Consider the following 24,064-nt stretch of genomic DNA (forward strand, 5'->3'; position numbering starts at 1 on the left):
GCCTGCTAAATCCTTGGAAGCTCGCCCTAACCGGCGGCGCCTCGCCGAACTGCGTTTGCATCGGCGGTTGCCGTCTCCGGTTCGTCAGGCTTCGGCGCCTGTTGCTTGATCGAAAATTCCACCAGCACCGGCAGGTGATCGGACCCAGTGCTGGCCAGGGTCCGGATGGAATTCACGAAGATGTCGCCTTTGGAGAAGACCTGATCGATCGGCAGGCCGGCGAAACGCAGCATTTCCGGCAGCTTCATATATTGCCATGTCGGGCCGGCCGAGGCCATGATTTTGAGCCCGCCGGCCCGGGCGACGCGCCGGACCGCGGCGCTCCACGGCGTGGCGTTGCAATCTCCCGCCATGATCGCCGTTTCGCCAAGCCGCGACAGTGGTTCGGCAAGATGGCTCAGTTGCCAGGGTTGTTCGAACGGCCATGGCCAGCTCAGATGGATTGCGGCCACGTCCGCCGTCGTGCCGCCGAGATCGACTGCTGCGACGGCAAGCGCACCGCGTGCGAAACATGCGGGCTCCGTGCCTTCCTTGAACGGACGCCGCGACAGGATGGCGACGCCGAACACCAGGTTCGGATAGGGGCAGATGAGCTGATACGGGTAAGCGTGCGAAAGCAGTTGCAGTTTGCCCTTCCACATGTCCGAGACTTCGTCGAGCGTGATGACGTCCGGCTGTATGCGGCCGACAAGCGACAGGACCTTCACCGGTGTCGGGTTGTTGAAGCGCAAATTCATCTGCAGCAGGCGGTAGACGGGTTGTTCGTCGGACCGAACCTCGAAGCGGGCCTGCACTGGTCCCAGACCGAGATCGGCCAGCATGGTCGATGTCGTTGTGAAGCAGGCGATAGCGAAGACGACGCCGGCCAGGGCATAAAGGCGAAAGCGTCCGAACAGGAGCAACACGGCCAGAACCGCGCTCGCCACCGCCAGATGGGCGCGGAAATGCGCAAAGGAATCGAACGCCGGGTGGACATCGCCGAACAAGCCGATCATCAGCAGCACGGATGCAATGGCGAGGCCGATCATGCCCAATATCTGCAAAAGAAAGAGAGATCGCTTCATCGGCCCCTTTCGCCGGAAAAATGCGGCTCATTGATGGTGGACCTTGCCAGACCTATGGTTCACGCGAAACTGCTCCAGCCTGCGGAAAATGGATGATGCGAATGATCCGACTGGGTACCTTGATTGCGGCAATCGTTTTCCCGTTTCACGGTGCGTGGGCCGAGACGGTGGAGAAGGTTGCGACCTACGCAGTTTCGGGAGCCACCGGCATCGAGCTCTACCGGTCGATCGGCGAGCGCGGACCCAAGCTCGGAACGACCCGCGCCATCGCCCACACCACCTTCGACCTGAAATGGACGCGCCACTACGATGGCAGCGGCGGCGCCTGCCGTCTCGCCGTCCAACGCCCGCATCTTGTCATCACCTATACGGTGCCGAAGGCGGAGAATTTGCCTGCCTCGGTACAGGATCGATGGAAGACCTTTGCCGCCGGCGTGCTTCGTCACGAAAAGGTTCATGGCCAGACGATCAAGGACATGGTGGCGGAGATCGAGAGGTTTTCGCTCGAAATGCGGGTGGCGGACGATCCGAAATGCAGCAAGTTCCGCCAGCAGCTGACTGAGCGCCTCTCCGCTATCTCACAGGCGCAACGCAAGCAGGGCCGCGATTTCGATCGCGACGAGTTCGCCGAAGGCGGCAACATGCAACGCCTGATCCTGGGCCTTGTGAACGGCGGGTAGCCGCGCCGTTGGGCGAGCAAGGAAGACGAACGGGCGACCGGTTGCTTCGCTCGCTTACTGGAATGCCGTTTCCGAAAAACTGCGCAGCTTGCGCGAATGCAGCCGCTCCATCGGCATTTCCGCCAGCTTCTCCATCGTCCGGATGCCGATGGTCAGATGCTGCGCCACCTGCCGCTTGTAGAACTCGCTGGCCATGCCCGGCAGTTTCAGCTCGCCATGCAGCGGCTTGTCGGAGACGCAGAGCAGCGTGCCGTAGGGGACGCGGAAGCGGAAACCGTTTGCTGCGATAGTGGCCGATTCCATGTCAAGCGCGATGGCGCGCGATTGCGACAGCCGCTGCACCGGCCCGCGCTGGTCGCGCAGTTCCCAGTTGCGGTTGTCGATGGTGGCGACCGTGCCGGTGCGCATGATGCGCTTGAGATCATAGCCGGATAGTCCGGTGACTTCCGCGACCGCTTCCTGCAACGCCACCTGGATTTCGGCCAGCGGCGGAATCGGCACCCACACCGGCAGATCGTCGTCCAGGACATGGTCCTCACGCACATAGGCGTGCGCCAGCACATAGTCGCCCAGTGCCTGCGTGTTGCGCAGCCCGGCGCAGTGCCCGAGCATCAGCCAGGCATGGGGGCGCAACACCGCGACGTGATCGGTGATCGTCTTGGCGTTGGAGGGCCCGACGCCGATATTGACCATGGTGATGCCGCCATTGTCCGGCTTCTTCAAATGATAGGCGGGCATCTGTGGCAGGCGCGGCGGCGTCGCCCCCTCGCTGGGATGCCGCTCGCCCGCCCTGGTGACGACATTGCCCGGTTCGACGAACTCCATATAGCCTTCGCCGCCATTGGCCATCTGCTCGCGCGCCAGCGCGCAGAACTCGTCGATATAGAACTGGTAGTTGGTGAACAGGACGAAGTTCTGAAAATGCCGCGGGCTGGTTGCCGTGTAGTGCGACAGGCGGTGGAGGGAATAGTCGATGCGCTGCGCGGTGAAAGGCGCCAGCGGGCGGGCCTCGCCCAACGCCACCTCGAACGTGCCGTTGGCGATCTGGTCGTCGGTGCCGTCGAGGTCCGGCACGTCGAACAGGTCGCGGATCGGCCGCTGGATGCGCTCGGCCGCCGCGCCGTCGACATGCGTGCCTTCGAGAAAAGCGAAATGCAGCGGGATCGGCGTTTCGGATTCCGACACGGTAACCGGGACGCCATGGTTGCGCATGATCAGCCGCAACTGCTCAAGCAGGTAGTTCTCGAACAGATCCGGACGCGTGATGGTGGTGGAGAAATGACCTGGCGTTGGCATGTGGCCATAGGCCTGGCGTGAATCGATCTGCGTGAACGAATTGGTTGTCACGCCGAGCGCCGGATAAAACGCCCGATAGCGCCGGTTGATGTCGCCGCCGGAGGCCAGTCCATCGAAGGAGTCGCGCAGGAATCCGGTATTGCGTTCGTAGAGCGTCTGCAACGCGGCGACCGCCTCGGCGGCATCGTCGAAGCTTTGCCGCTTGAACGGCTCCGGCATTGCGACGGTCTCGATAGCCTGCGGGTAGATTCGTTTTTCCATGGCTCAATATAGGCTGCGGCAGCGACGCTTGGGAGGGGGGCGGCGTCGAAACCTGTCAGCCGGCGGAAAGGGCGGTCAATCCCTCTGCAGGCTGACCAGCAGCACGAAGCCGGCGCCCTTCTTCTTCATGGCCGGAGCGTCGATCGTCGCACCTGTGTCGGCCCGCATCATCGGCACGGCAAGCACCGGCGCCGCCAGCACCATGAGGATCAGGGCCGTGCGCGGCAGCAGGCGCAGGATAATCCGGAGATTGGCGGCGAGGCGGTTCATGGCTTTGGTGCTTTCTCTTTTATCTTTGTCGCTCAGCGTTGGTTTTGGTTCATGCAGAAGGTGCAGTTTCGCGGGCTTGCCGTTTCCCAGTCGCGGGTCGGGCGGCTCGCTTCAGCCACAATGATGGCGAATCCCATGCCGAACAGCGTTGTCAGCAGGCAAACGATGGTAAAGCGGCGCGCAAGCATTGGGGTCTCTCCCTCGATGCTGGCGAGTATGCCCGGATGCGGCTGAACCCTCTCTGAGGTCGCCGTTCATCTGCGGTTCAAGATGATTGACGCCGTCTTGACGCCGGGCGGTTCGTGCCGGCAGGCACAAAAAAACGGGGCCTCGCGGCCCCGTCCCTTGTTTTATCTATCCGCCTGGCCTCAGAGCTTGTTCCAGGTCTGGCTCTTGCAGATCAGGCCGCCGAGCACGCAGCCGCTCATCTTGAGCGTGCTGCCGGTCAGCGTCGCCTTGCCCGAATAGGTTTTGTCGGTTGCCGGATCGGTGATGCTGCCGGTGTATTTGTTGCCGCCGGCCGCTTTCAGCCTGCCGATGTTCTTGCCTGCGTGCTTGCCGGTCTTCAGCGTGATCGAGCCGCCGCCGGTAATCGCAGCCGTCTCGCCGGACTGGGTCTTCCAATTACCGTCGATCGGGTCAGCCATGGCCGATCCCGCCATGATTAGGGTGGCCGCCAGGGCCATGCTCACTTTACGAAACATCTAGGTCCTCCCTGCGGGATGCCGGTTTGGCTGCTTCAGCCAGCCTCACCCCTTACGCAAACGTAAGCTAATTCAGGTTTCCGGGAAACGAAAGCGGTGCCGCTAGGGAAGATGCGCAATTTTGCGGTCGCTCCGCATCGGGTTTCCGCCTCTCGCGAGACAGGTTTTAAAGCGCTCGTCATTTTGCCAAGCGTTTCCGTGGTTAGCGAAGTCTTGAATTCGCAGGCGCGCATTTTCATCGATTTTTTTGCAAATCCCCGGTTCGCCGGGCTTTCTATCCTTAACGGTTTCTCACGTTTACTTCTTGTTTTAGCTTTGTTTTCTTCCAATTAAGCAAGCCATTTAACGACGGATTCAAGCCTCGCCGGCATTCTCGGAAGCATCGAAAGAGCAGCCCCACGGGACACGGGAAGGCGGCTCTCGGGAGCCAGACAGGGGATAAGAAAATGGCACGTTTTGAAATGCTCGAAGCCGGCGTCGGCGTTATCGGTGCGAACGCCCAGGCAGACATTCTCTTCGAACTCGGCATGATGTACGCCACCGGCCGCGACTGCGATACCGATCTCGTCGCCGCCCACAAATGGTTCAACATTGCCGCCATCAAGGGCTCGACGCGCGCCGCCGAGCTGCGCTCGGAGCTTTCGGCGACAATGTCCAAGGCGGAAGTGGCGCAGGCGCTGCGCGAAGCCCGCGAATGGATGACCATGCACTGACACCAGTTGCGCGTCTCAGGCGCAATCAGGGCAGGGCTTTGTAAGGCCCGCCCCAAGAACCAGAACGCGGCGGCCCGCTGGCGGGCTAGCCGCGCATAGAACAGGGAAGCGGGCAGACTGGGCACGGGGGCGCCCGGAGTGACCTTGCAGTGAAAGCCGCGACCGGTCGAGACAAGACCGGCGCGGCTTCCGCGTTTGGCGGCGACTGCCATTCGAAGCGCGGCTCGGGCCGGATAATCAGCTCATGCCGACATAGCGGCCCGGCCGATGGTTGATCGCCACCGTCATGTTGAGCGCGGCGGCGCCGATCACCGAAAGCAGCACCTGCCGCCAGTCCACGACGAAAAACGACACCGCCAGTATGGTCAGATCCACCGCGAGCGAGAAATAGCCGGCGCGGATGCCGTGATTGTCCTGCAGGTAGAGCGCCAGCACGTTGAAGCCGCCGAGACCGGCCCGGTGCCGGAAAAGGATCAGCAGGCCGGTGCCCATCAGCCCGCCGCCGACAATGGCGGCATAGACAGGATTGAGACTGGAGAAATCAACCAGGCCCGGCACGATCCGCGACAGCAGCGAAAAGAAGGCGACGGCGAGGAAGGTTCGGATGGTGAAGGGCCAGCCCATGCGCTTCACTGCCAGATACCAGAACGGCAGGTTTATGATGAAGAAGATCGGCCCGAAGGCGTAGCCGGTCGCATACTGGATGAGCAGCGCGATGCCTGCCGAACTGCCGGTCAGAAGCATGGCGTGTTGGTAGAGCACGAGGCCGAGAGAAACGAACACCGTGCCCCAGAAGATCGCCAGCGCGTCCTCGAGCCAGCTGTGCTTTTCGATGTTCGAGGGCTTCGTCGCGGTCACGGCTGTTCGGCCATGCGCACCAGAACGGTCCCGTCCATCACCTGGGCGCCCTCTGTGACGATCTCGGCAATGATGCCGTCATGCGGCGCGGTGATCGTGTGTTCCATCTTCATCGCCTCGAGGATGAGAAGCGGCTGGCCCTTGATAACGTCGTCGCCGCTGGCGGCCCGCACGATCTTGACGAGGCCGGGCATCGGCGCCCGTAGGAAATCGCCGGCTCCGCCAGCTTCGTCGGCCTTTGCCAGCGGATCTGGCACGGTGAACGTATAGCTGGTCGCGCCTGCGAATACGGTGACGTGTCCCGGCCAGCGGGTGAGGCGGGCATTCTGCGACAGACGGTGCGTCGTGCCATCGCCGATATCGACGGAACTGAGGCCATTTTCGAAGGACAGTGAGGCTGCGATCTCCTGCTCGCCGAATTTCAGCGCGATACGCCGCGGCGTGGCGTGGAAATGCGCGTAGCCGGCAAGCGACGACCACGGATCGTTCGAAGCAGTCTGCGGTTCGAAGCCGGACGCGGCCAGCGCTGCGGTCGCGACAATGCTTTCGCCGGGTGACGGGGCCGCCGTCAGCGTATCCTGCTTGCGGCCGATCAGGCCGGTATCGACATCGCCCGTCGCAAATTCAGGATCGGAAGCAAGCGCTGCGAGAAAGGCCGTGTTGACAGTCGAACCCGCAACTTCCGTTTGCGCCAGCGCCCTTTGCAGTCCTGCAAGCGCCGCCGCGCGATCCGGGCCATGAACGACCAGCTTGGCGATCATCGGATCGTAGAAGGGCGAGATGGCGTCGCCCTGGCGGACGCCAGTTTCGACGCGCAGGCCGCACCCGGACGGAGCGTTGGCGGGAAATTTAAGGTGATGCAGCGTGCCCGTTGCCGGCAGGAAGCCACGGCCGGCATCCTCGGCGTAAAGCCGCGCTTCGAAAGCGTGGCCTTCCAATTCGATTTCATCCTGGCTTTTCGGCAGCCTCTCGCCGGCGGCAACCCGCAACTGCCATTCGACCAGATCGATGCCGGTGATCATTTCCGTCACCGGATGTTCCACCTGCAGGCGTGTGTTCATTTCCATGAACCAGAAGCGGTCGGGCCGCAGCTCCTCCGAGGCATCGACGATGAACTCGATCGTGCCGGCGCCGGAATAGGCGATCGCCTTGGCAGCCTTCACCGCCGCGTTGGTCATGGCAGCCCGCATCTCGGCGTTCATGCCTGGGGCGGGGGCTTCCTCGATCACCTTCTGGTGGCGGCGCTGCGCCGAGCAGTCCCGTTCGAACAGATGTACGGCATTACCGAAATTATCGCCGAACACCTGCACTTCGATGTGGCGCGGCTTGTCGACATATTTCTCGACCAGCACGCTGTCGTCGCCGAACGCCGCCTTGGCCTCGCGCCGGGCGCCCGACAGCGCCTCGGCGAAGTCGTCGGGATCATCGACGCGGCGCATGCCCTTGCCGCCGCCGCCGGCGCGCGCCTTGATCAACACCGGATAGCCGATTTCGCGCGCCTTGGTGGCGAGCAGCACGATTTCCTGCGCTTCGCCATGATAGCCGGGCACCACCGGCACCCCGGCCTTTTCCATCAGCCGCTTGGCGGCGTCCTTCAGCCCCATCGCCCGGATCGACGCAGCGGACGGACCGATGAAGGTCAGCCCGGCCGCGACGACCTGATCCACGAATTTCGGGTTCTCGGACAGGAAGCCGTAGCCCGGATGGATGGCTTCCGCACCGCGTGTCCGCGCCGCTTCGATGATCCTTTCCCCGACCAGGTAGCTCTCGCCGACCGGTGACGGGCCGATATGCACGGCCTCGTCCGCCATCTCGACATGCAGCGCGTTGCGGTCGGCGTCCGAATAGACGGCGACCGTCCTGACGCCCATGCGCTGCGCGGTCCGAATGACCCGGCACGCGATCTCGCCGCGATTGGCGATGAGGATTTTCTCGAACATCGGCTTCCTGTCGTTTCGAGCCACGGCAACGTGCCGTGGGGTAACGGTCGCTATGCGATAGCGCCGATGAAATCCAACTTCCCAAGCGGAACGCCCTTGTGGCGCATGATCCCGTAGGCGGTGGTGAGATGAAAATAGAAATTGGGGAGAGCGAATTTCTGGATGTAGCTGGCCGCGGTCAGGTCCAGCTGACGGTCGCCGAATTTCAGCACCACCGGCTCGTTCTCCTTGCCGTTCATGCTGTCAGGTTTCACCAGGTTCAGATAGTCGATCGTCGCCTTGATGCGGCCCTTGAGCTCGTCGAACGTCTCTTCATAGTCTGGCATTTTCTTCGGTTCGGCCTGCGCCACCCGCACCGCAACGAAGCGCACCGTGTCGGACGCGCGTTGGATTTGCGCGGAAAGCGGCGCCATGTCCGGGAAAAGCCGCGCCGAAATGATTTCCCCGTGCGCCATGCCATTGGCGATGGCGAACGAACGGCCCTTTTCCAGATTGACCGAAAGGGTCTTCAGGCCATGGATGAAGACGGGAATGGTGATGTCGTAGAGAGAAAGAGACATTTTACTCCTGATCCGTTCAAAGTTGGATGGTCGATCGATTTGGTTGGGTGACGGGGTGTGCCCGGTCTACATCCGGAACACGCCGAACTTCGTCTCGGTCACCGGCGCATTTAATGCTGCGCTCAACGATAAAGCCAGTACTTCGCGCGTCCTCGCCGGGTCGATGATGCCGTCGTCCCAGAGCCGCGCCGAGGAATAGAGCGGATGACCCTCGTGCTCGTACTTCATCAGGATCGGCTTCTTGAATTTCGCCTCGTCCTCGGCGCTCCACTCGCCGCCTTTGCGCTCGATGTTCTCGCGCCGGACCATGGCGAGCACCATCGCCGCCTGTTCGCCGCCCATGACCGAGATGCGCGCATTCGGCCACATCCACAGGAATCGGGGTGAATAGGCGCGGCCGCACATGCCGTAATTGCCGGCGCCGAACGATCCGCCGACGATCATCGTGACCTTCGGCACCTGCGCCGTCGCCACCGCCGTCACCAGCTTGGCGCCATCCTTGGCGATACCGCCTGCCTCGTATTTCTTGCCGACCATGAAACCGGTGATGTTCTGCAGGAACACGAGCGGGATCTTGCGCTGGCAACACAGCTCGATGAAATGCGCGCCCTTCTGGGCGCTTTCTGAAAACAGCACGCCATTGTTGGCGATGATGCCGACCGGCATGCCCATCAGATGCGCAAATCCGGTTACCAGCGTGGTGCCGTAATTCTGCTTGAACTCATCGAACTCGGAGCCATCGACCACACGAGCGATCAGTTCACGCACATCGTAGGGCTGGCGCAGATCGGTCGGCACGATGCCGTAGAGTTCGCTTGGATCGTAAAGCGGCGGCTTAGGGTCGCGGAGATCGAGCCCGATCTCCTTCTTTCGATTCAGGTTTCTGACGATGCGGCGGCAGATCTCCAGTGCGTGCATATCGTCCAGAGCGTAGTGGTCAGCCACGCCGGACTCGCGCGTGTGCAGATCAGCCCCGCCAAGCTCTTCCGCGGTCACGTCCTCGCCGGTTGCCGCTTTCACCAGCGGCGGACCGCCGAGAAAGATCGTCGCCTGCTTGCGCACCATGATGGATTCATCGGCCATCGCCGGCACATAGGCGCCGCCCGCCGTGCAGGAGCCCATGACGCAGGCGATCTGCGGAATGCCGGCGGCGCTCATGTTGGCCTGATTGTAGAAAATGCGGCCGAAATGATCCCGGTCCGGAAAAACCTCGTCCTGGTTGGGCAGGTTGGCGCCGCCGGAATCGACCAGATAGACGCAGGGCAGATTGTTCTGCGCGGCGATCTCCTGCGCCCGCAGATGCTTCTTCACCGTGATCGGATAGTAGGTGCCGCCCTTTACCGTCGCATCGTTGACGACGACCATGACTTCACGACCCTCGACGCGCCCGACGCCGGCGATCATGCCGGCGGAGGCGATATCCTCGCCATACATGCCGTGCGCGGCGAACTGGCCGATTTCAAGAAAAGGCGAGCCGGGGTCGAGCAGTTGCGCCAGCCGCTCACGCGGCAGCAGCTTGCCGCGCGACACATGCCGCTCCCGCGCCTCGTCCGAGCCCCCCTGCTGCGCGACCGTCGCCTTCTCGGTTATGTCGGCAACGAGGTCGCGCATCCGCTCCGCATTGGCGCGGAAGGCATCGGAGGCGGGGGAAATCTGGGAGGTGAGGGCGGGCATGCGGTCCTCGATGCAGTTGAGTTCGCAGAAGGTATCGTAACGGTAGAAAACCAAGCTTGAACCACCGTCGAATGTAACGTCACAAACGGGTAGCCTCAACCTTCCGCCATGATCTCGCGGCCGATCAGCCAGCGCCGGATCTCGCTGGTCCCAGCGCCGATTTCGTAGAGCTTGGCGTCGCGCAGCAGCCTGCCGGTGGGATAGTCGTTGATATAGCCGTTGCCGCCCAGCAGCTGGATGGCGTCGAGCGCCATCAGCGTCGCTTTCTCGGCGGCGAACAGGATGCAGCCGGCGGCGTCCTTGCGCGTGGTGTCGCCCCGGTCGCAGGCCGCGGCCACCGCATAGACATAGGCGCAGGCGGCGTTCATCGTCGTGTACATGTCGGCGAGCTTGCCCTGCACAAGCTGGAATTCGCCGATCGGCCGGCCGAACTGTCGGCGCTCGCCAACATAGGGCACCGCAACGTCGAGGCAGGCGGCCATAATGCCGAGCGGCCCGCCGGCAAGCACGGTGCGTTCGTAGTCCAGGCCGGACATCAGCACTTCGACGCCGCGGCTTTCCTCGAACAGCACGTTTTCGAACGGGACTTCGACATTCTCGAACACCAGTTCCCCGGTGTTCGAGCCGCGCATGCCGAGCTTGTCGAGTTTCTGCGCCACTGAAAAACCCGGCATCGATTTCTCGACGATGAAGGCGGTGATGCCGCGCGAACCCATGGTCACGTCGGACTTGGCATAGACCACCAGCGTCTGCGCGTCCGGCCCGTTGGTAATCCACATCTTTGTGCCGTTCAGCACATAGCGGTCATTGTGCTTTTCGGCTCTCAGCCGCATCGAGACCACGTCCGAACCCGCGCCCGGCTCCGACATGGCAAGCGCCCCCACATGTTCGCCCGAACATAGCGCTGGCAGGTATTTTTCCTTCTGCGCCGGCGTTCCCCATCGGTTGATCTGGTTCACGCACAGGTTCGAATGCGCTCCGTAGGAAAGGCCGACCGAGGCGGATGCCCGCGAAATCTCCTCCATCGCGACCACATGCGCGAGATAGCCCATGCCGGAACCACCGAAATCCGGATCGGCCGTGATGCCCAGCAGCCCGAGGTCTCCCATCTCGCGCCAAAGCGAGAGCGGAAATTCGTTGGATTTGTCGATATCGGCGGCCTGCGGGGCAATCCTCTCCTGCGAAAAGCGCCGGACGGTGTCGCGAAGCGCTTCTATCTCTTCGCCCAGACCGAAGTTAAGCGTGCGCGTGTACATGTCGCTCCTCCGTCGCAGTTTTCGCGCCGACAAGGCGCATCGTCATCTTCAGATATGTCGCGCTCACGCCCGCGATCGAGAGGCGGTCTCCCGGCCGAAACCAGACAATGACGCCTGTGATCATCTGGATCAGCGCCATGGCGGTCAGTCCAATGTCCTCTATAGCAAAGAGACCTTGCTCGGCGCCGTCGCGCAGAATGGCGCGCAGCTCCTTCTCGTAAGCTGCGCGCATCTTGAGAATATGTGTCAGCCGCTCGGGCGACAGGCTGCGCAGTTCCATGTTGGAGACATGGGTGGAATGGCGGCGGCGGACATGAAATGCGATGTGGTTCTCGACATAGGCTGCGAGTCTGATGGCGGGGTCGCGAGATGACGGCCGCGCCTTCTGCCATGCGTCGGCCAGCGCCTCCATATGTCCGCGCATCAGCGCAAACAACAAATCTTCCTTGGTGGGAAAATAGCGGTACAACGCCGCCGCCTGAACGCCGACCTCAGCCGCCAGCTGGCGCATCGACATCGCCTCATAGCCGAAGCGCGCGATCAGGCCGGTCGCGGCATCGCGGATTGCCGCCTCGGTCTTTCCGCCATCGGAGCCTGTCGTTCGTGCCATGTCGCCTCCTCGAGATTTAATAAAACGAACGTTCAATTAATTCAAGGAAAGAAATACGGACGATGTCGGTTTCGGTTTTCTGGTGTAGAAATCTGGGATCAGGCACTGTTGTCCAACGCCGCTGTTTGCTCATCGGCATGATGGCCACCCAGTTTACGAGAGCTGATTCCATGATCGTGCGGTTGACGATGATCTGCAGCGGCGCGACCGAAGCGACTAGGCGCACACGCTTTCCGATTGACGAACCGCTGGAAGCAGCGGCGATCGCCAGAACCGCCGGGCTGGCACATACGGTGGATCGAATCGATCGATTGTGGGTCGGCCCTTCGTTGCGCGCCCGCCAGACGGCTCATGCGCTTGCCGCCGATGCCATTATAAAGGAAGAACTACGGGATCAGGATTTTGGCGAATGGTCGGGCCAAAGTGCCGCTGTGATTCAGAAGGCACAGCCCGAGCTCATGACTGCATGGCGTTCCGACCCGCATATGGCGCTGCCGGGCGGCGAATCATTCGCCGATGTCAATCGCCGCATTTCCCCTTTGATGGACGAGTTGATTGCCCTGCGCGGCCATACGGTTGCCGTCACGCATGCCGCCATTGTCCGTGCGGCCATCGTTCATGTGCTCGGCGCGCCGCTATCGGTCTTTTCCAGCATCGACGTCGAACCGCTCAGCATGGCCGACTTCCGCAGCGATGGCCAACGTTGGATGTTGCGCGGTTGCGGCATCACCGTTCCGAAACAGTGGCCTGTTGGCGATAACGGTTGATTCGCGACGGGATCAACGCCGCCGCAGAATGTTCAGCCACTTCCGCTTAAGGCGGAAAACCTATCCGTCACGCGCGGCCGCAAGCGCGCCCGGCAGTTCCTCGGCAAAGGTGTCGAGTTCATGATCCAGGCCGACGCTGATGCGTATGCAGCGGTCGAGGCCCGGTGCCATCGGCTTGCGAATGAAGACATCGCGCGCGAGCAGGCCCTGCAGCACTTTCAGCGCGAAGGCGCCGTCCGCACCACAATCCATGGCGACGAAATTGGTGGCCGAGGGGAGGGGTTTCAGTCCATTCGCCATGGCGATCGACGCTATGCGCTGCCGCCCGGCGTCAACCTTGGCCACGACCTGTCCGAGATAGGCCTGATCTGCCAGAGCCTCAAGGCCCGCGATCTGCGCCATGCGGCTAACGCCATAATGATTGCGGATCTTTTCGAAACTGCGGATCACTTCGGCTTCGCCGACGGCAAAGCCACACCGAAGGCCCGCAAGTCCGTAAGCCTTTGAAAAGGTACGCATGTGCACAACATTGGCGCGGTTGGCGTCGATTGCCGGCAAAGCCGAAGCCGGGCCGAGTTCCCCATACGCCTCATCCAGCACCAGCATCGTGGTTTCCGGCAGCGCAGCGATGAAGTGCTCGATCTCGTCCGCCTCCCACCAGCTTCCCATCGGATTGTCAGGGTTCGAGAGATAGACCAGCCGGGCGTTTTCCCGCCGCACCGCGTCTAGAAGACCGCTCAGGTTCTCGCGGTCGTTGTCGTAGGGAACCGCCACTAAACGCCCGCCCGCGCCCGCGACGTGGAAATTGAAGGTCGGATATGCCCCCAGCGAGGTGACGACCGCATCGCCCGGCGACACATACATGCGCACCAGAAGGCCGAGCAGGCCGTCTATCCCTTCGCCGACCACGATGTTGTCAGGCCTGACGCCGAGATGGATGGCTGCGGCCGCCTTGAGATCGTGATTGTCCGGGTCGCAATACATCCACATGTCGCGCGCCACGTCGGCCATGCGCGCAATCACGCGGGGCGATGGCCCGAAACTGCTCTCATTCGCCCCGATGCGGGCCCGGAATGGCTTGCTCCGTGTCCGCTCCTGCGCCTCAGGGCCGACAAAGGGGACTGTGGACGGCAGGGCGGCGATCAAGGGCGTCAGCGAGGGGCGATTCGGCATGGCGGGCTCTCGAGAAGAAGCGTCCTAGCTATCCTTCCCGCGTGCCTACGGCAAGATTGCCGCGCTTGCCGTCGAATTCTCAGGGCAACAAAAAACCCGGCGGTTGCCCGCCGGGTTCTTTTAATCGTGAAGTCAGCTTGACTTAGAAGTCGCGCTGGAAGCGAACGAAGCCGCTGAAGAAGCCGTCGCCGAAGTTGTCGCCGGGGCCGTTGAAGGCGCTGAGGAAGTCAGCACCGTCACCATCGAACTTGTTATAGTTCAGGCTGGTCTTGACCAGGAAGCCGGGAACGACGGTGTAGTCGATCGTGGTACCGACGCGCCAGAAGTTCAGGTCCGCACCAGGAGCAAAGTCTTCGAGGAACGCGACATTGTTGATGTAGACGACGCCGAGCGAAGCAGCCAGCTTCTCGTTGAAGGTGTGCTTGTACTCAGCCTGCAACGACCACTCACCCGAGGCCGGGATGCTGTTGCGGTAAGCTGCGCCGGCAGCAGTGGCTGCTGCCAGGTAGCCACCAAAGTCGCCACCAAGAACGTATGTTCCGCCGGAAGCCCAATAGCCGCCAACCGACAGCTTGTCGGCATCGGAGAAGGAATAAGCGGCCAGAACCTTGATCACGCCTTCTTCGGTGTCGTTGTCGTAAGCGCCGTAGAGGCCGAGGGCCAGCGGGCCAGCGGCATACTGGATGTTGGCCGAGACGTTCGGAACGAAGTCCGCGCCATTATCGAGGCCGGGAGTGTCAAAGGCGCCAGCGCCGGAGATCACGTCGCCATCGTCATCGAGCGAGATGGTGGCCGAGAAGCCGTTGCCGCCGTTGAAGGTGTACTGCACGACGTTGAAGGTGCCGTCGCCCAGAAGGTCCTGCTCGCCGCCGAAGTCGAAGTCGAAGGCATTGGAGGCGCGACCGATGGTCAGGCCGCCGAGCGACAGATAGGCCTTGTCGAGCTGAACCGTCGAGCCGTGCGACAGACGGGCGTCGAGGAAGGCGCGCAGGGTGCCGAGCTCGGTTTCGGTGCGGGCGTCGAGCTGCACCGAGAAGATGGCCTGCTTCTGCCAGCCGTAGTCGGACTCGCCGCGGGCGACACCGGCAAGGGTATCGATTTCAAACTCGTTGCCCATGTTGACCTGATAACGCATGAAGCCGCCGACGCGCAGGCAGGTCTCGGTGCCGGGGATGTAGTAGAAGCCCGCGCCATAGACGTCGCAGACGCGGACGTATTCAGCGGGTTCCGGCTCGGCGACGACGACAGCGTCGGCGGCGCGCGCACCGGAAACTGCGACGAGAGCCGCAGCGGAGCCGATGAGAAGGCTCTTGATGTTCATTTTCTGACCTCCAGTCAAAATTTCTCAAATGTTCTAAGGGCTGGGTATTCTTGCTAAGGACAAATTTCTCTGCCCATCCCCACAGCGAAAAAGAGCTCACGCCGCTTCTTCATGGCCGACCATAGACCTACGGTTTTGCGGGCTTCAACAAGGAACGAACATTCGGGACGCGGCTCAGCACGCTTCGCCTGGGCGTTGTTGCCCAAAAGCCACGATTTCACCTTCGGGACAGGGATTCGTTAACCACTGACAGCCTTCCAGCAACTCGTAAATGCGAGTGAGCGACGATGCCGGCAAAGAATCATGCCGATTTCCAGTTTCACCAGCCGTCCAAAAAAGCTGCTCAACGAATCTCGTGTTTTTTTCGTCGCTTGAAAGTCGCTTGTTGATTGTATGCGGGCTTTTCTTTATCCAGCGGGTCGCGCCGGAGAGGTGGCCGAGTGGTCGAAGGCGCTCCCCTGCTAAGGGAGTAGACCTCAAAAGGGTCTCGTGGGTTCGAATCCCATCCTCTCCGCCATTCGCTCAGACTTGTCTCAATTCCCTCGATTTGAATGTTCGGAAGCGCGCTCCTCGCAAGTCGGGCACAGTTACAAGGGGTGCCCGAACTGCATTGCGAGTCGGTTCAATGCTTTGAAAATGCGCGCTTCGAGGGCCCTGGAGCGTGCGGATTACTAACAACGGGTAAAGCCTGCGCAAAAAACGTGGCTTTTCTGCAACAGGCGGCGGTGGCGAGACAAGGCCCGTCGCAAAAAAGCGATTTGTTTCTTGTGATGAAAGTCCCGTTGCGTAATGTGGGCGCCGGAAAGGGTCGTTGGGTCTCTTTCCGGAGTGGGGATGGGGGCAGGGAGCTGTCCTTCCAGTTACAAACAACCCAGACCCTTTTTTAAACTTTTGACTGGAGGTCAGAAAATGAACATCAAGAGCCTTCTCATCGGCTCCGCTGCGGCTCTCGTCGCAGTTTCCGGTGCGCGCGCCGCCGACGCTGTCGTCGTCGCCGAGCCGGAACCCGCTGAATACGTCCGCGTCTGCGACGTCTACGGCGCCGGCTTCTACTACATCCCCGGCACCGAGACCTGCCTGCGCGTCGGCGGCTTCATGCGTTACGACATCAACATCGGCAACGAGTTCGAGACCTTTGTTCCGCTTGGTGCGTCCGATTACGGATGGCAGAAGACGGCCATGTTCTCGGTTCAGCTCGATGCCCGCACCGAAACCGAACTCGGCACCCTGCGCGCCTTCCTCGACGCCCGTCTGGTTCATGGCTCGCTGGTCAGCCTCGACAAGGCCTATCTGTCGCTCGGCGGCCTGACCATCGGTCGCGCTTCCACCGCTTTCGATTATGACTTCGGCGGCGAGCAGGACGTCCTGAAGATCAACGGCACGCAGAACGTTGTGCAGTACACCTTCAAGGGTGGCAACGGCTTCTCCGCCACCATCTCGCTCGACGACGATGGCGACGTGATCTCTGGCGCTGGCGCTTATGACGACGGCATCGACAACGCCATCTCCGGCGCTGATTTCATTCCGAACGTTTCGGCCAACGTCCAGTACGCCTCTGGCCCGATCGCTCTCGGCGTTTACGGCGCTTATGACAACGACACCGAAGAAGGCATCATCAAGGTTCTGGGCAGCTATGCCTTCTCCGATGCCGACAAGCTGTCGCTCGGCGGTTACTGGGCTTCGGGCGCGACTTACGTCATGAGCCGCACCGACTTCTCCGGCTACACGGGCTTCCGTAGCAGCCTTGCGCTGCAGGGCAGCTGGTCGTTGCAGGGTGAATACAAGCACACCTTCAACGAGAAGCTGGCTGCTTCGCTCGGCGTTGTCTACATCAACAACGTCGGCTTTGCTGACGACATCGTCGCTGACGCCGATTTCAACTTCTGGCGCGTTGGCACCACGATCGACTACAAGCCGGTTCCCGGCTTCCTGATCAAGACCAGCCTGAACTACAACAAGTTCACTGGTGACGATGCTGACTTCGCGGTCGGCAACGATAACTTCAACGACGGCTTCTTCAGCGGTCTCGTTCGCTTCCAGCGCGACTTCTAAGTCAAGCTGACTTCACGATCAAAAGAACCCGGCGGGCGACCGCCGGGTTCTTTGTTGGGTTCTCGGTGGATTGAGCCTGGTACGTGATGGCCCGGTCACGTCAGGACGAGACCAGGCCTCTTCCAGGGGTCAATGTACAAAATGCGGCCGTTCGGAAGCGTCGTCTGCCGCCTAGCGCTGCGATTCAGCCGAATCGAAAAACTCCGCCATTTGGCCAGGCAGGGCGCCGGTTTCGAGGAAGGGTGCGTGGCCTTGCCCTTCGACGCTCACGCTTTTCATGCCCGGATGCAGCCGTGTCATTTCCTCGACCGTCGCGATGAACAAGAGCCGGGAGTTTTCCCCGCGAATCGTCATCATCGGAATTTCCTTGAGCATTTTGAACTGCGGCCATAGCGTCGGCAGCGGCTGGGACAGATCCATGTCCTTCAGTGTCTCGGGCAATCTCGGGTCGAAATCCGGCACCAGACGTCTGTCCCGTTCCTTATATATAGCCGAAACCATTCGCTCCCAGTCGCCCATCTGCAGCGCCGGAAAGTCCTGACCATGCGCGGCGCGTTGCGCTGCCACCGCTTCGTCGACGGTTTTGACGCGCGGCGACTTCTGCAGATAGTCGCGGATATGAGCCAGCCCTCCGGCTTCGATCTCCGGGCCGATATCGTTGAAGACGATCGCTTTCAGCACCGACGGCTTGGTCACGCCAAGGACATGGATGATCAGCCCGCCGCGCGATGTGCCAATAAACGCTGCCTGGTCGATGCCAAGCGCCGAAAGACCGCAGAGGATGTCGTTGGCCTCGGTGCCGACATTATAATTGGCGACGTCGGGGTCGTAGGCCGACTCACCGCGCCCCCTGTAGTCGAATGCGATCACGCGCCGGCGCGTCTTTGCCTGTCCGAACAGATACAGCGCCAGTTCATGGAAATCGCGCGCGTTGCGGGTCAGGCCGGGCAAGCAGACCACGGGCCAGTGGTCCGCATTCGATTCGCCGTAGACCCGTGCGTGCAGCCGCAACCCATCCGGTGCGTCGTAGAAGAAATCGGAAAAACCCTGATTGTCGGGCATGGAAGTTCTCCTGGCGGATGCCACCGTGCCTACGGACGAGCGGCCAATCGGCGACTATGGGGTTGCGGGAGGACTACAGGCCGGGCTTCGGCTCCCACGCTGTGCTGCCGGCTCACTTTCGGCCATTCACCAGATCGCCTGCAATGTCGAATCTTCCCGACAGCCGCATCTTGTAGACCTCGTAGTTTTCCATCACCCGCTGCACGTAACTTCTTGTTTCCGTGTACGGAATCCGTTCGATCCAGTCGATTACGGCATCGAGATCCCTGCCGCGCGGGTCGCCATATTTTTCGACCCATTCGGAGGCGCGGCGCGGTCCGGCATTGTAGCCTGCGAATGTCAGCACGTAGGAGCCATTGAAACGGTCGAGCTGTTCGCCCAGGAAGGCGGCGCCCAGCGTGGCGTTGTAGCCGGCATCGGTGGTCAGCTTCGCCTGCGAGAACGTCATCCCCGCTTTCTTCGCCAATTGTTGCGCCGTGCCGGGCATCAGCTGCAGCAAGCCGCGCGCGCCGGCTTTCGACACCGCTCCGATATTGAACTCGCTCTCCTGCCGCGCGATGGCGTAGGCCAGCGCCTTGCCGGAGCCCGATATATCGGCGGAGGCCGGGATGACTCCGATCGGATGGGAGAGCGCACCGACATCGATGCCGTTGGCGCTGGCGATCTTGCCAACCTTCAAAGCGAGAAAATGATTGCCCCGCTTTTCGGCCATTGCGCTAAGCAGCGCCAGTTCTCCCGGGCTCGTCAGTTGACCGGCCAGGTCGAGATAGAGTGCGTCGGCATAGCGATTATACCCGGCCGCTTCGAGACGCCTGATGGCGGTGACAGCTTCCCGGCCTTCGAAAGTCTTCCGGTCGGCCGCGGTTGCGTCAGGATAGACGACGTTCAGCGTCTGGCGTCCGATGCGTTCGCCGGCAAGCTGCCCGTAAAAAGCGGTCCCAAAGGCCGCGGCCTTGCCAAAATAGTCCTTGGCATTCCCCGGGCCGCCGGCTTCGGCGGCGCGGCCAAGCCAGTAATAAGCGCGTGACAGGGTAACCGGTCCCTGTCCGAGATCGGCAATGCGGCTGAAATGTTTGGCTGCGATTGCCGGGTCGTTCAGGCCGCGCAAAGCATACCAGCCGGCATGGAATTCCGCGTCGGCGGCATTGGCTGTGCTTTCCGCTGCATGGGCGGAAACGATCCGGTAAGCGGATTTGACGTCGCCCTCATCGACAAGCTCGCGCGACAGAACCCGCCGTTCCACCCACCATGCATCCGGATCGACAAGCGCCGCCTTGTCGGTCGGCGCCTTGAGCACGACTGCGGCCGCTTCGGCATACTTCTTCTGCTTGCGCAGAAATTCGGCCTGGGCGAAGGCATAGCCGGCTGCCCGCTGCGTTGCCGGTACGGCGGCGAGAAGCGCTTCGGCATCCTTATTGCCGCGAATCACCGCCGCCCACGCCGTGGCAAGTTCTTTCACGTCCGTCAGCTCGGCGACCCGCAGGGCGGAGGTCACGCGATCGGCGTAGAACATGCGCTCCATGCGGGCCCGCTGATCCGCAGCGGACAGGATCGCGCCAAATTCGTTGAGGATCGCGGCTTCGTCCGCCGCCTCCAGCTTTTCGGTGCGCCAGAAAGGCGAGAGGACGCTGCGGGCGGCTTTTATATTGTCCGTCGCGACATAGGCCCGGGTGAGCAGGATCACGCCTTCGGTTGTCTGCGGCTGGCTGCCGCCGAATGCCTGAAGCACGAGCTTCGGCGCCGGGTTCTCACGGTAGAGGGCGCGTTCGCTGTTCCGTCGCAGTGTCGTCATGCCGGGCCAGCCGGCCAGCGTTCTGGCCGCAGCGGCAATTTCTCCGCTGGGGACCGCATTGCCTCCGTAAAGCGCGATCGCCCAGGCCAGGACATGGCGGTCGAGCGAAGCATCGGCCAGACTGTCGCGCACCCTGCGCGCATCGTCGATGTCACCAGAGGAAAGGGCATCGAGGCCACTCTTCAGCCTATCGACTGCGAGGGACGGTTGTACAGTTCCCATCATCGGGAGCGGAATGGTCGCGGTTGCCTGGGAATCCACACTCGCGCCAGCCGCAAGGCCGGGCAGCAGCGCCATGGCTGCCGTCACAAGCACCGTCCGATGTACTAGCCGGGCGAAAATTGTGTCGGTCATTCCTGTCTTGACGCTATCCGCTGGGGCAGGTGCTAGCAAACCTAGCGACGCCGCATGAAAGGTGCGTAAACGAAAAATTGTCGTGGTCGTTCGGATTTGCTTCCTCTGGCATCATCACTGTTCTTGTTCCGCAACGGTGTCCAGACTATGGTGCCCGGCCTCGCTCTCGGCTAGAAGCCGGGAGTAAACACCGGGAATAAACATAGGTCGGAATCTCTGGGATTCCATGGAGTTGAACAAATGCTGAGAGGATCGCTTACCGCGCTCGTAACGCCGTTCGAACAGAGCGGGCGTTTCGACGAGAAAGCGTTCCGGGCATTTGTCGACTGGCAGATATCCGAAGGCACCACCGGACTTGTGCCTGTCGGAACCACGGGTGAATCGCCTACGCTTACGCATGATGAGCATCGTCAGGTGGTCAAGGTCTGCGTGGAGATGTCGAAGGGGCGCGTGCCGGTGGTCGCCGGCGCCGGTTCGAACAACACCGAAGAGGCGGTCGGGCTTATCCGGTATGCCGAACAGGCAGGCGCCGACGCTGCTCTCGTGGTTACGCCGTATTACAACAAGCCGACCCAGCGCGGCCTCTACGAGCATTTCGCCGCGGTGGCCAGGGCTACCAGCCTGCCGATCATCATCTACAATATACCGCCCCGCTCGGTGATCGACATGAGCCCGGAAACGATGGGCCGGCTGGCGCATGACTTCAAGAATATCGTCGGCGTCAAGGACGCCACCGGCAAGGTCGAACGCGTTTCCGAGCAGCGCGCTACGTGCGGCAAGGATTTCATCCAGCTTTCCGGCGAGGATGCTTCGGCCCTGGGGTTCAACGCCCATGGCGGTGTCGGATGCATCTCCGTGACATCCAATGTCGCGCCCAGGCTTTGCGCGGAGTTCCAGGAAGCCACATTGGCCAATGACAAGGAGCGTGCGCTGGATCTGCAGGATCGGCTGCTGCCGCTGCACAAGGCCATTTTCATCGAGCCCGGCGTTTCAGGCGCCAAATACGCCCTCTGGCGGCTGGGTAAGATTGAAAACGTCACGCGTTCGCCGCTGGTGACGGTCGAGGAGCAGACGGCGGGCAAGATCGATGCCGCCATGAAGTTCGCGGGACTGATCAACTGAAGCCGGGCCGCCCTTGCCAAGCGGGGCGGCTGTCTCCATGTGTGGGTTCCTTTGACGCGTCCGCGCTGCGCTTGCAGCGGGGCATATATTTTTCCATGAACTCGATGCCATGAACCAGGTCAGAAAAGCCGATCCGAACAGCAAGATCGCCGCGGAAAACCGCAGGGCGCGCTTCAACTATGAGGTGCTGGATACGCTCGAGACCGGCCTTGTCCTGTCGGGCACGGAGGTCAAGTCGCTGCGTGGCGGCCATGCCAACATCCAGGAGTCCTACGCGTCTTTTGAAGGCGGGGAGGTCTGGCTGATCAACTCCTATCTGCCCGAATATCTGCAGGCGAATAGGTTCAATCATGAGCCGCGCCGCCGCCGCAAGCTGCTCGTCTCGAAGCGGGAGATGGCACGGCTGGCGCAGAGCGTCGAGCGCGAAGGCATGACGTTGGTGCCGTTGAAAATCTACTTCAACGACCGGGGCAGGGCGAAGCTTCTGCTCGCCGTGGCGCGTGGCAAGAAACTGCACGACAAGCGGGCGACCGAAAAGGAACGCGACTGGAACCGCGAGAAGGGACGCCTGCTGAAGAACGCGGGCTGAGTTGCCGATCGGGCGACAGCTTGAATCTATGTTTCCAGGAAAGCCCGTATATCTTTGAAAACGCTAACAAACATCGCTTCGGTCAGAACGCCGGTGTTGGTGTTGTAGCGGGAGCAGTGATAGCTGGAGAACAGGGTGGTCGGGCCGATCTCGTGCCGCCCGCCATGCCTGAAGGGATGCGCCGCCACACGCGCGCCGAGCGCCCGAACGGTCGATTGGTGCGCGATAGAGCCGAGTGCAAGGATCGCCCTGAGGTTAGAAAACCGGGCAATGGTGGGTGTCAGAAACGTCCGGCAGGTGGCGATTTCCGGCCCGGTCGGCTTGTTCTCCGGCGGCACGCAACGCACGCCGTTGGTGATCGCAGTGCCGATCAATTCAAGGCTGTCATCCGGCCGCGCTTCGAATTGTCCTCGGGCGAACCCAAGGGCGGTAAGCGTCGAGTAGAGCAGGTTCCCGGCATAGTCCCCGGTGAAAGGTCGGCCGGTGCGGTTTGCGCCGCGCAGTCCCGGAGCCAGTCCCACAATGAGCAGGCGCACGCTGTCCTCGCCTTCGGGTGGCAGGAATGTTGGCACCGGCGCGTTGAACCAGCCGGGCTCGTTTACCCGCCACGTCTCCCGGAAGGACACAAGGCGAGGGCATAGCGGACAGTCGCGACCGGGTTCGGAGAGGATGGCCATGTCGGTCGCCGTCAGTAGTCGTCATCCTCGTCGCTGGCGGAGGCGGGTTCAGGCCGGCGGATTGGCCTTTCCGAAGGATCGCGGCCGACCTCGTTCTTCAAGGTCATGAGATCGATGAAATGGTCCGCCTGCCGGCGCAAATCATCGGAGATCATCGGCGGCTGCGACGCCATCGTCGAAACGACCGATACTTTGCGGCCGCGCCTCTGCAAGGCTTCAACCAGCGTGCGGAAGTCACCGTCGCCCGAGAAAATGACGTAGTGATCGACGGAATCGGCCAGTTCGAGGGCGTCCACCGTCAATTCGATGTCCATATTGCCCTTGATCTTGCGGCGGCCGGTCGAGTCGGTGAATTCCTTGGCCGGCTTGGTCACCACCTTGAAGCCGTTATAGTCCAGCCAGTCAATCAGCGGCCGGATCGAGGAATATTCCTGATCCTCGACCAGCGCGGTGTAATAATAGGCGCGCAGCAGATAGCCCTTTTTCTGGAAGCTGGACAGCAGCTTGCGGTAGTCGATATCAAAGCCCAAAGATCGGGATGTGGCGTAGAGATTGGCGCCGTCGATAAAAAGAGCGATCTTTTCGCGTGGATCAAACATGGACAATATCCCGTCGTGAAATAGGCAATAATCAAAAACGCAGGTCACGCTTGTTGGTTTCGGATACCGGCAGAACTTTATGCTTATGGAGATAGCGCCGGACCCCGCGCGTGGAAAGTGGCGGGTCCCCATTGCAAGGAATTGTGATCGGGTTCGGTGCTTATGCCAGGTGGACTGGCGCCACCCCGCCACGCTTGTGTTTTTTTGTCGTTCGGGTTATGCACCGCGCCAGATTTCCGCAAATCCAGAGCACGAAAGGGGCATTGAATGGCCCGCGTAACCGTTGAAGATTGCATCGACAAGGTCGACAACCGCTTCGAGCTGGTGCTGTTGGCCGGTCACCGCGCCCGCCTCATCAGCCAGGGTGCCCAGATCACCATTCCGCGCGACAACGACAAGAACCCGGTCGTCGCCCTGCGCGAGATCGCCGACGAGACGCTTTCGCCAGGCGATCTCAAGGAGGATCTGATCCATTCGCTGCAGAAGCATGTCGAGGTAGACGAGCCGGAAGCCGATGGCGATTCTATCACCGACCAGAGCACTGCTGCCGTCGCGTCCGACGCCGACGAGCCGGAAGATAGCATCACTTTCGACCGGATGACGGAAGAGGATCTGCTGGCTGGCATCGAAGGCCTGGTGGCGCCGGAAAAAAGCGACGATTACTAAGCCT

Annotated in this window: 24 protein-coding genes and 1 tRNA gene; 8 read left to right on the forward strand and 17 right to left on the reverse strand. The window is 61.6% G+C overall.

Annotation, left to right across the window (positions count from 1 at the left end):
• Positions 1-26 precede the first annotated feature (26 nt).
• The gene (locus J2X35_RS02170) at positions 27-1,064 is read right to left on the reverse strand and encodes an endonuclease/exonuclease/phosphatase family protein (protein ID WP_310180651.1); all 1,038 of its coding nucleotides are present in this window, start codon (positions 1,062-1,064) and stop codon (positions 27-29) included.
• A gap of 101 nt (positions 1,065-1,165) precedes the next feature.
• Here J2X35_RS02170 and J2X35_RS02175 point away from each other — a divergent pair, with 101 nt between their 5' ends.
• Complete coding sequence (locus J2X35_RS02175; protein WP_310180653.1) at positions 1,166-1,744, forward strand: DUF922 domain-containing protein; 579 nt, start codon at positions 1,166-1,168, stop codon at positions 1,742-1,744.
• Between the two features lie 54 nt (positions 1,745-1,798).
• On the opposite strand, the gene J2X35_RS02180 is transcribed toward J2X35_RS02175, so the two are convergent.
• The 4 genes from J2X35_RS02180 to J2X35_RS02195 form a co-directional block, all read right to left on the reverse strand.
• Positions 1,799-3,301 carry an AMP nucleosidase gene (locus J2X35_RS02180; RefSeq protein WP_310180655.1) on the reverse strand — a complete coding sequence of 501 codons (1,503 nt, stop codon included), beginning with the start codon at positions 3,299-3,301 and terminating at the stop codon, positions 1,799-1,801.
• Between the two features lie 75 nt (positions 3,302-3,376).
• Entirely contained in the window at positions 3,377-3,571 is a 195-nt protein-coding gene (locus J2X35_RS02185; protein WP_056108150.1) for a hypothetical protein, read from the reverse strand.
• A gap of 32 nt (positions 3,572-3,603) precedes the next feature.
• Complete coding sequence (locus J2X35_RS02190; protein WP_200946394.1) at positions 3,604-3,759, reverse strand: hypothetical protein; 156 nt, start codon at positions 3,757-3,759, stop codon at positions 3,604-3,606.
• A gap of 180 nt (positions 3,760-3,939) precedes the next feature.
• Positions 3,940-4,275 (reverse strand): DUF2147 domain-containing protein, encoded by a 336-nt coding sequence (locus J2X35_RS02195; RefSeq protein WP_056108153.1) that lies wholly within the window; start codon positions 4,273-4,275, stop codon positions 3,940-3,942.
• 446 nt (positions 4,276-4,721) lie between these two features.
• Between J2X35_RS02195 and J2X35_RS02200 the strand changes: the two genes are divergently transcribed.
• A complete protein-coding gene (locus J2X35_RS02200; protein WP_056108156.1) occupies positions 4,722-4,988 on the forward strand; it encodes a sel1 repeat family protein in 267 nt (88 codons plus the stop codon).
• A gap of 237 nt (positions 4,989-5,225) precedes the next feature.
• On the opposite strand, the gene J2X35_RS02205 is transcribed toward J2X35_RS02200, so the two are convergent.
• From J2X35_RS02205 to J2X35_RS02230, 6 genes are all read right to left on the reverse strand, one after another.
• Positions 5,226-5,846 (reverse strand): YitT family protein, encoded by a 621-nt coding sequence (locus tag J2X35_RS02205; protein WP_310180659.1) that lies wholly within the window; start codon positions 5,844-5,846, stop codon positions 5,226-5,228.
• Complete coding sequence (locus tag J2X35_RS02210; protein ID WP_310180661.1) at positions 5,843-7,786, reverse strand: acetyl/propionyl/methylcrotonyl-CoA carboxylase subunit alpha; 1,944 nt, start codon at positions 7,784-7,786, stop codon at positions 5,843-5,845. The genes J2X35_RS02205 and J2X35_RS02210 overlap by 4 nt, the downstream gene beginning before the upstream one ends.
• Positions 7,787-7,836: 50 nt before the next feature.
• A complete protein-coding gene (locus tag J2X35_RS02215; protein ID WP_056108165.1) occupies positions 7,837-8,346 on the reverse strand; it encodes a DUF1993 family protein in 510 nt (169 codons plus the stop codon).
• Between the two features lie 66 nt (positions 8,347-8,412).
• The gene (locus J2X35_RS02220; RefSeq protein WP_310183709.1) at positions 8,413-10,020 is read right to left on the reverse strand and encodes a carboxyl transferase domain-containing protein; all 1,608 of its coding nucleotides are present in this window, start codon (positions 10,018-10,020) and stop codon (positions 8,413-8,415) included.
• A 95-nt stretch (positions 10,021-10,115) separates the two neighbouring features.
• On the reverse strand, positions 10,116-11,276 hold the full coding sequence (locus J2X35_RS02225) for an isovaleryl-CoA dehydrogenase (protein ID WP_310180663.1): 1,161 nt from the start codon (positions 11,274-11,276) through the stop codon (positions 10,116-10,118).
• Positions 11,257-11,886, reverse strand: a complete 630-nt coding sequence (locus J2X35_RS02230; RefSeq protein WP_310180664.1) for a TetR/AcrR family transcriptional regulator — start codon at positions 11,884-11,886, stop codon at positions 11,257-11,259. Before J2X35_RS02230 ends, J2X35_RS02225 begins: the two co-directional genes overlap by 20 nt.
• Before the next feature lie 62 nt (positions 11,887-11,948).
• Here J2X35_RS02230 and J2X35_RS02235 point away from each other — a divergent pair, with 62 nt between their 5' ends.
• Positions 11,949-12,653 (forward strand): histidine phosphatase family protein, encoded by a 705-nt coding sequence (locus tag J2X35_RS02235; RefSeq protein ID WP_310180666.1) that lies wholly within the window; start codon positions 11,949-11,951, stop codon positions 12,651-12,653.
• 60 nt (positions 12,654-12,713) lie between these two features.
• Here the strand turns inward: J2X35_RS02235 and J2X35_RS02240 are convergent, their stop codons facing one another.
• Together J2X35_RS02240 and J2X35_RS02245 are read right to left on the reverse strand one after the other, a co-directional pair.
• Positions 12,714-13,826 (reverse strand): pyridoxal phosphate-dependent aminotransferase, encoded by a 1,113-nt coding sequence (locus J2X35_RS02240; protein ID WP_310180668.1) that lies wholly within the window; start codon positions 13,824-13,826, stop codon positions 12,714-12,716.
• 142 nt (positions 13,827-13,968) lie between these two features.
• Positions 13,969-15,147 carry a porin gene (locus J2X35_RS02245; RefSeq protein ID WP_310180670.1) on the reverse strand — a complete coding sequence of 393 codons (1,179 nt, stop codon included), beginning with the start codon at positions 15,145-15,147 and terminating at the stop codon, positions 13,969-13,971.
• Between the two features lie 426 nt (positions 15,148-15,573).
• Here J2X35_RS02245 and J2X35_RS02250 point away from each other — a divergent pair.
• Positions 15,574-15,664, forward strand: a tRNA-Ser gene (locus J2X35_RS02250).
• 392 nt (positions 15,665-16,056) lie between these two features.
• Positions 16,057-17,199: a porin gene (locus tag J2X35_RS02255; RefSeq protein ID WP_310180672.1), complete on the forward strand. Its 1,143-nt coding sequence runs from the start codon at positions 16,057-16,059 to the stop codon at positions 17,197-17,199.
• Between the two features lie 171 nt (positions 17,200-17,370).
• Here the strand turns inward: J2X35_RS02255 and J2X35_RS02260 are convergent, their stop codons facing one another.
• Positions 17,371-18,261: an alpha/beta hydrolase gene (locus tag J2X35_RS02260; RefSeq protein ID WP_310180674.1), complete on the reverse strand. Its 891-nt coding sequence runs from the start codon at positions 18,259-18,261 to the stop codon at positions 17,371-17,373.
• Positions 18,262-18,373: 112 nt separating this feature from the next.
• Positions 18,374-20,407 carry a lytic transglycosylase domain-containing protein gene (locus J2X35_RS02265; protein ID WP_310180675.1) on the reverse strand — a complete coding sequence of 678 codons (2,034 nt, stop codon included), beginning with the start codon at positions 20,405-20,407 and terminating at the stop codon, positions 18,374-18,376.
• Between the two features lie 240 nt (positions 20,408-20,647).
• On the opposite strand from J2X35_RS02265, the gene dapA reads away from it, so the two are divergent.
• On the forward strand, positions 20,648-21,529 hold the full coding sequence (dapA, locus tag J2X35_RS02270) for a 4-hydroxy-tetrahydrodipicolinate synthase (protein WP_056108187.1): 882 nt from the start codon (positions 20,648-20,650) through the stop codon (positions 21,527-21,529).
• Positions 21,530-21,638: 109 nt separating this feature from the next.
• Positions 21,639-22,118 (forward strand): SsrA-binding protein SmpB, encoded by a 480-nt coding sequence (gene smpB, locus J2X35_RS02275; RefSeq protein WP_310180677.1) that lies wholly within the window; start codon positions 21,639-21,641, stop codon positions 22,116-22,118.
• Positions 22,119-22,144: 26 nt separating this feature from the next.
• Here the strand turns inward: smpB and J2X35_RS02280 are convergent, their stop codons facing one another.
• Together J2X35_RS02280 and J2X35_RS02285 are read right to left on the reverse strand one after the other, a co-directional pair.
• Positions 22,145-22,795: a uracil-DNA glycosylase gene (locus J2X35_RS02280; RefSeq protein WP_310180679.1), complete on the reverse strand. Its 651-nt coding sequence runs from the start codon at positions 22,793-22,795 to the stop codon at positions 22,145-22,147.
• A gap of 11 nt (positions 22,796-22,806) precedes the next feature.
• Complete coding sequence (locus J2X35_RS02285; RefSeq protein ID WP_056108196.1) at positions 22,807-23,394, reverse strand: NYN domain-containing protein; 588 nt, start codon at positions 23,392-23,394, stop codon at positions 22,807-22,809.
• 267 nt (positions 23,395-23,661) lie between these two features.
• Between J2X35_RS02285 and rpoZ the strand changes: the two genes are divergently transcribed.
• Entirely contained in the window at positions 23,662-24,060 is a 399-nt protein-coding gene (gene rpoZ, locus J2X35_RS02290; protein WP_056108199.1) for a DNA-directed RNA polymerase subunit omega, read from the forward strand.
• Positions 24,061-24,064: the final 4 nt, after the last annotated feature.

The organism is Mesorhizobium sp. BE184 (genome assembly GCF_031457045.1).
GTDB lineage: Bacteria > Pseudomonadota > Alphaproteobacteria > Rhizobiales > Rhizobiaceae > Mesorhizobium.

What these genes read in the sequence shown, in the direction of transcription:
- J2X35_RS02170 (WP_310180651.1), bottom strand. Translation starts at nt 1,064, where the DNA reads ATGAAGCGATCTCTCTTTCTTTTGCAGATATTGGGCATGATCGGCCTC.
- J2X35_RS02175 (WP_310180653.1), top strand. Translation starts at nt 1,166, where the DNA reads ATGATCCGACTGGGTACCTTGATTGCGGCAATCGTTTTCCCGTTTCAC.
- J2X35_RS02180 (WP_310180655.1), bottom strand. Translation starts at nt 3,301, where the DNA reads ATGGAAAAACGAATCTACCCGCAGGCTATCGAGACCGTCGCAATGCCG.
- J2X35_RS02185 (WP_056108150.1), bottom strand. Translation starts at nt 3,571, where the DNA reads ATGAACCGCCTCGCCGCCAATCTCCGGATTATCCTGCGCCTGCTGCCG.
- J2X35_RS02190 (WP_200946394.1), bottom strand. Translation starts at nt 3,759, where the DNA reads ATGCTTGCGCGCCGCTTTACCATCGTTTGCCTGCTGACAACGCTGTTC.
- J2X35_RS02195 (WP_056108153.1), bottom strand. Translation starts at nt 4,275, where the DNA reads ATGTTTCGTAAAGTGAGCATGGCCCTGGCGGCCACCCTAATCATGGCG.
- J2X35_RS02200 (WP_056108156.1), top strand. Translation starts at nt 4,722, where the DNA reads ATGGCACGTTTTGAAATGCTCGAAGCCGGCGTCGGCGTTATCGGTGCG.
- J2X35_RS02210 (WP_310180661.1), bottom strand. Translation starts at nt 7,786, where the DNA reads ATGTTCGAGAAAATCCTCATCGCCAATCGCGGCGAGATCGCGTGCCGG.
- J2X35_RS02215 (WP_056108165.1), bottom strand. Translation starts at nt 8,346, where the DNA reads ATGTCTCTTTCTCTCTACGACATCACCATTCCCGTCTTCATCCATGGC.
- J2X35_RS02220 (WP_310183709.1), bottom strand. Translation starts at nt 10,020, where the DNA reads ATGCCCGCCCTCACCTCCCAGATTTCCCCCGCCTCCGATGCCTTCCGC.
- J2X35_RS02225 (WP_310180663.1), bottom strand. Translation starts at nt 11,276, where the DNA reads ATGTACACGCGCACGCTTAACTTCGGTCTGGGCGAAGAGATAGAAGCG.
- J2X35_RS02230 (WP_310180664.1), bottom strand. Translation starts at nt 11,886, where the DNA reads ATGGCACGAACGACAGGCTCCGATGGCGGAAAGACCGAGGCGGCAATC.
- J2X35_RS02235 (WP_310180666.1), top strand. Translation starts at nt 11,949, where the DNA reads ATGTCGGTTTCGGTTTTCTGGTGTAGAAATCTGGGATCAGGCACTGTT.
- J2X35_RS02240 (WP_310180668.1), bottom strand. Translation starts at nt 13,826, where the DNA reads ATGCCGAATCGCCCCTCGCTGACGCCCTTGATCGCCGCCCTGCCGTCC.
- J2X35_RS02245 (WP_310180670.1), bottom strand. Translation starts at nt 15,147, where the DNA reads ATGAACATCAAGAGCCTTCTCATCGGCTCCGCTGCGGCTCTCGTCGCA.
- J2X35_RS02255 (WP_310180672.1), top strand. Translation starts at nt 16,057, where the DNA reads ATGAACATCAAGAGCCTTCTCATCGGCTCCGCTGCGGCTCTCGTCGCA.
- J2X35_RS02260 (WP_310180674.1), bottom strand. Translation starts at nt 18,261, where the DNA reads ATGCCCGACAATCAGGGTTTTTCCGATTTCTTCTACGACGCACCGGAT.
- J2X35_RS02265 (WP_310180675.1), bottom strand. Translation starts at nt 20,407, where the DNA reads ATGACCGACACAATTTTCGCCCGGCTAGTACATCGGACGGTGCTTGTG.
- dapA (WP_056108187.1), top strand. Translation starts at nt 20,648, where the DNA reads ATGCTGAGAGGATCGCTTACCGCGCTCGTAACGCCGTTCGAACAGAGC.
- smpB (WP_310180677.1), top strand. Translation starts at nt 21,639, where the DNA reads ATGAACCAGGTCAGAAAAGCCGATCCGAACAGCAAGATCGCCGCGGAA.
- J2X35_RS02280 (WP_310180679.1), bottom strand. Translation starts at nt 22,795, where the DNA reads ATGGCCATCCTCTCCGAACCCGGTCGCGACTGTCCGCTATGCCCTCGC.
- J2X35_RS02285 (WP_056108196.1), bottom strand. Translation starts at nt 23,394, where the DNA reads ATGTTTGATCCACGCGAAAAGATCGCTCTTTTTATCGACGGCGCCAAT.
- rpoZ (WP_056108199.1), top strand. Translation starts at nt 23,662, where the DNA reads ATGGCCCGCGTAACCGTTGAAGATTGCATCGACAAGGTCGACAACCGC.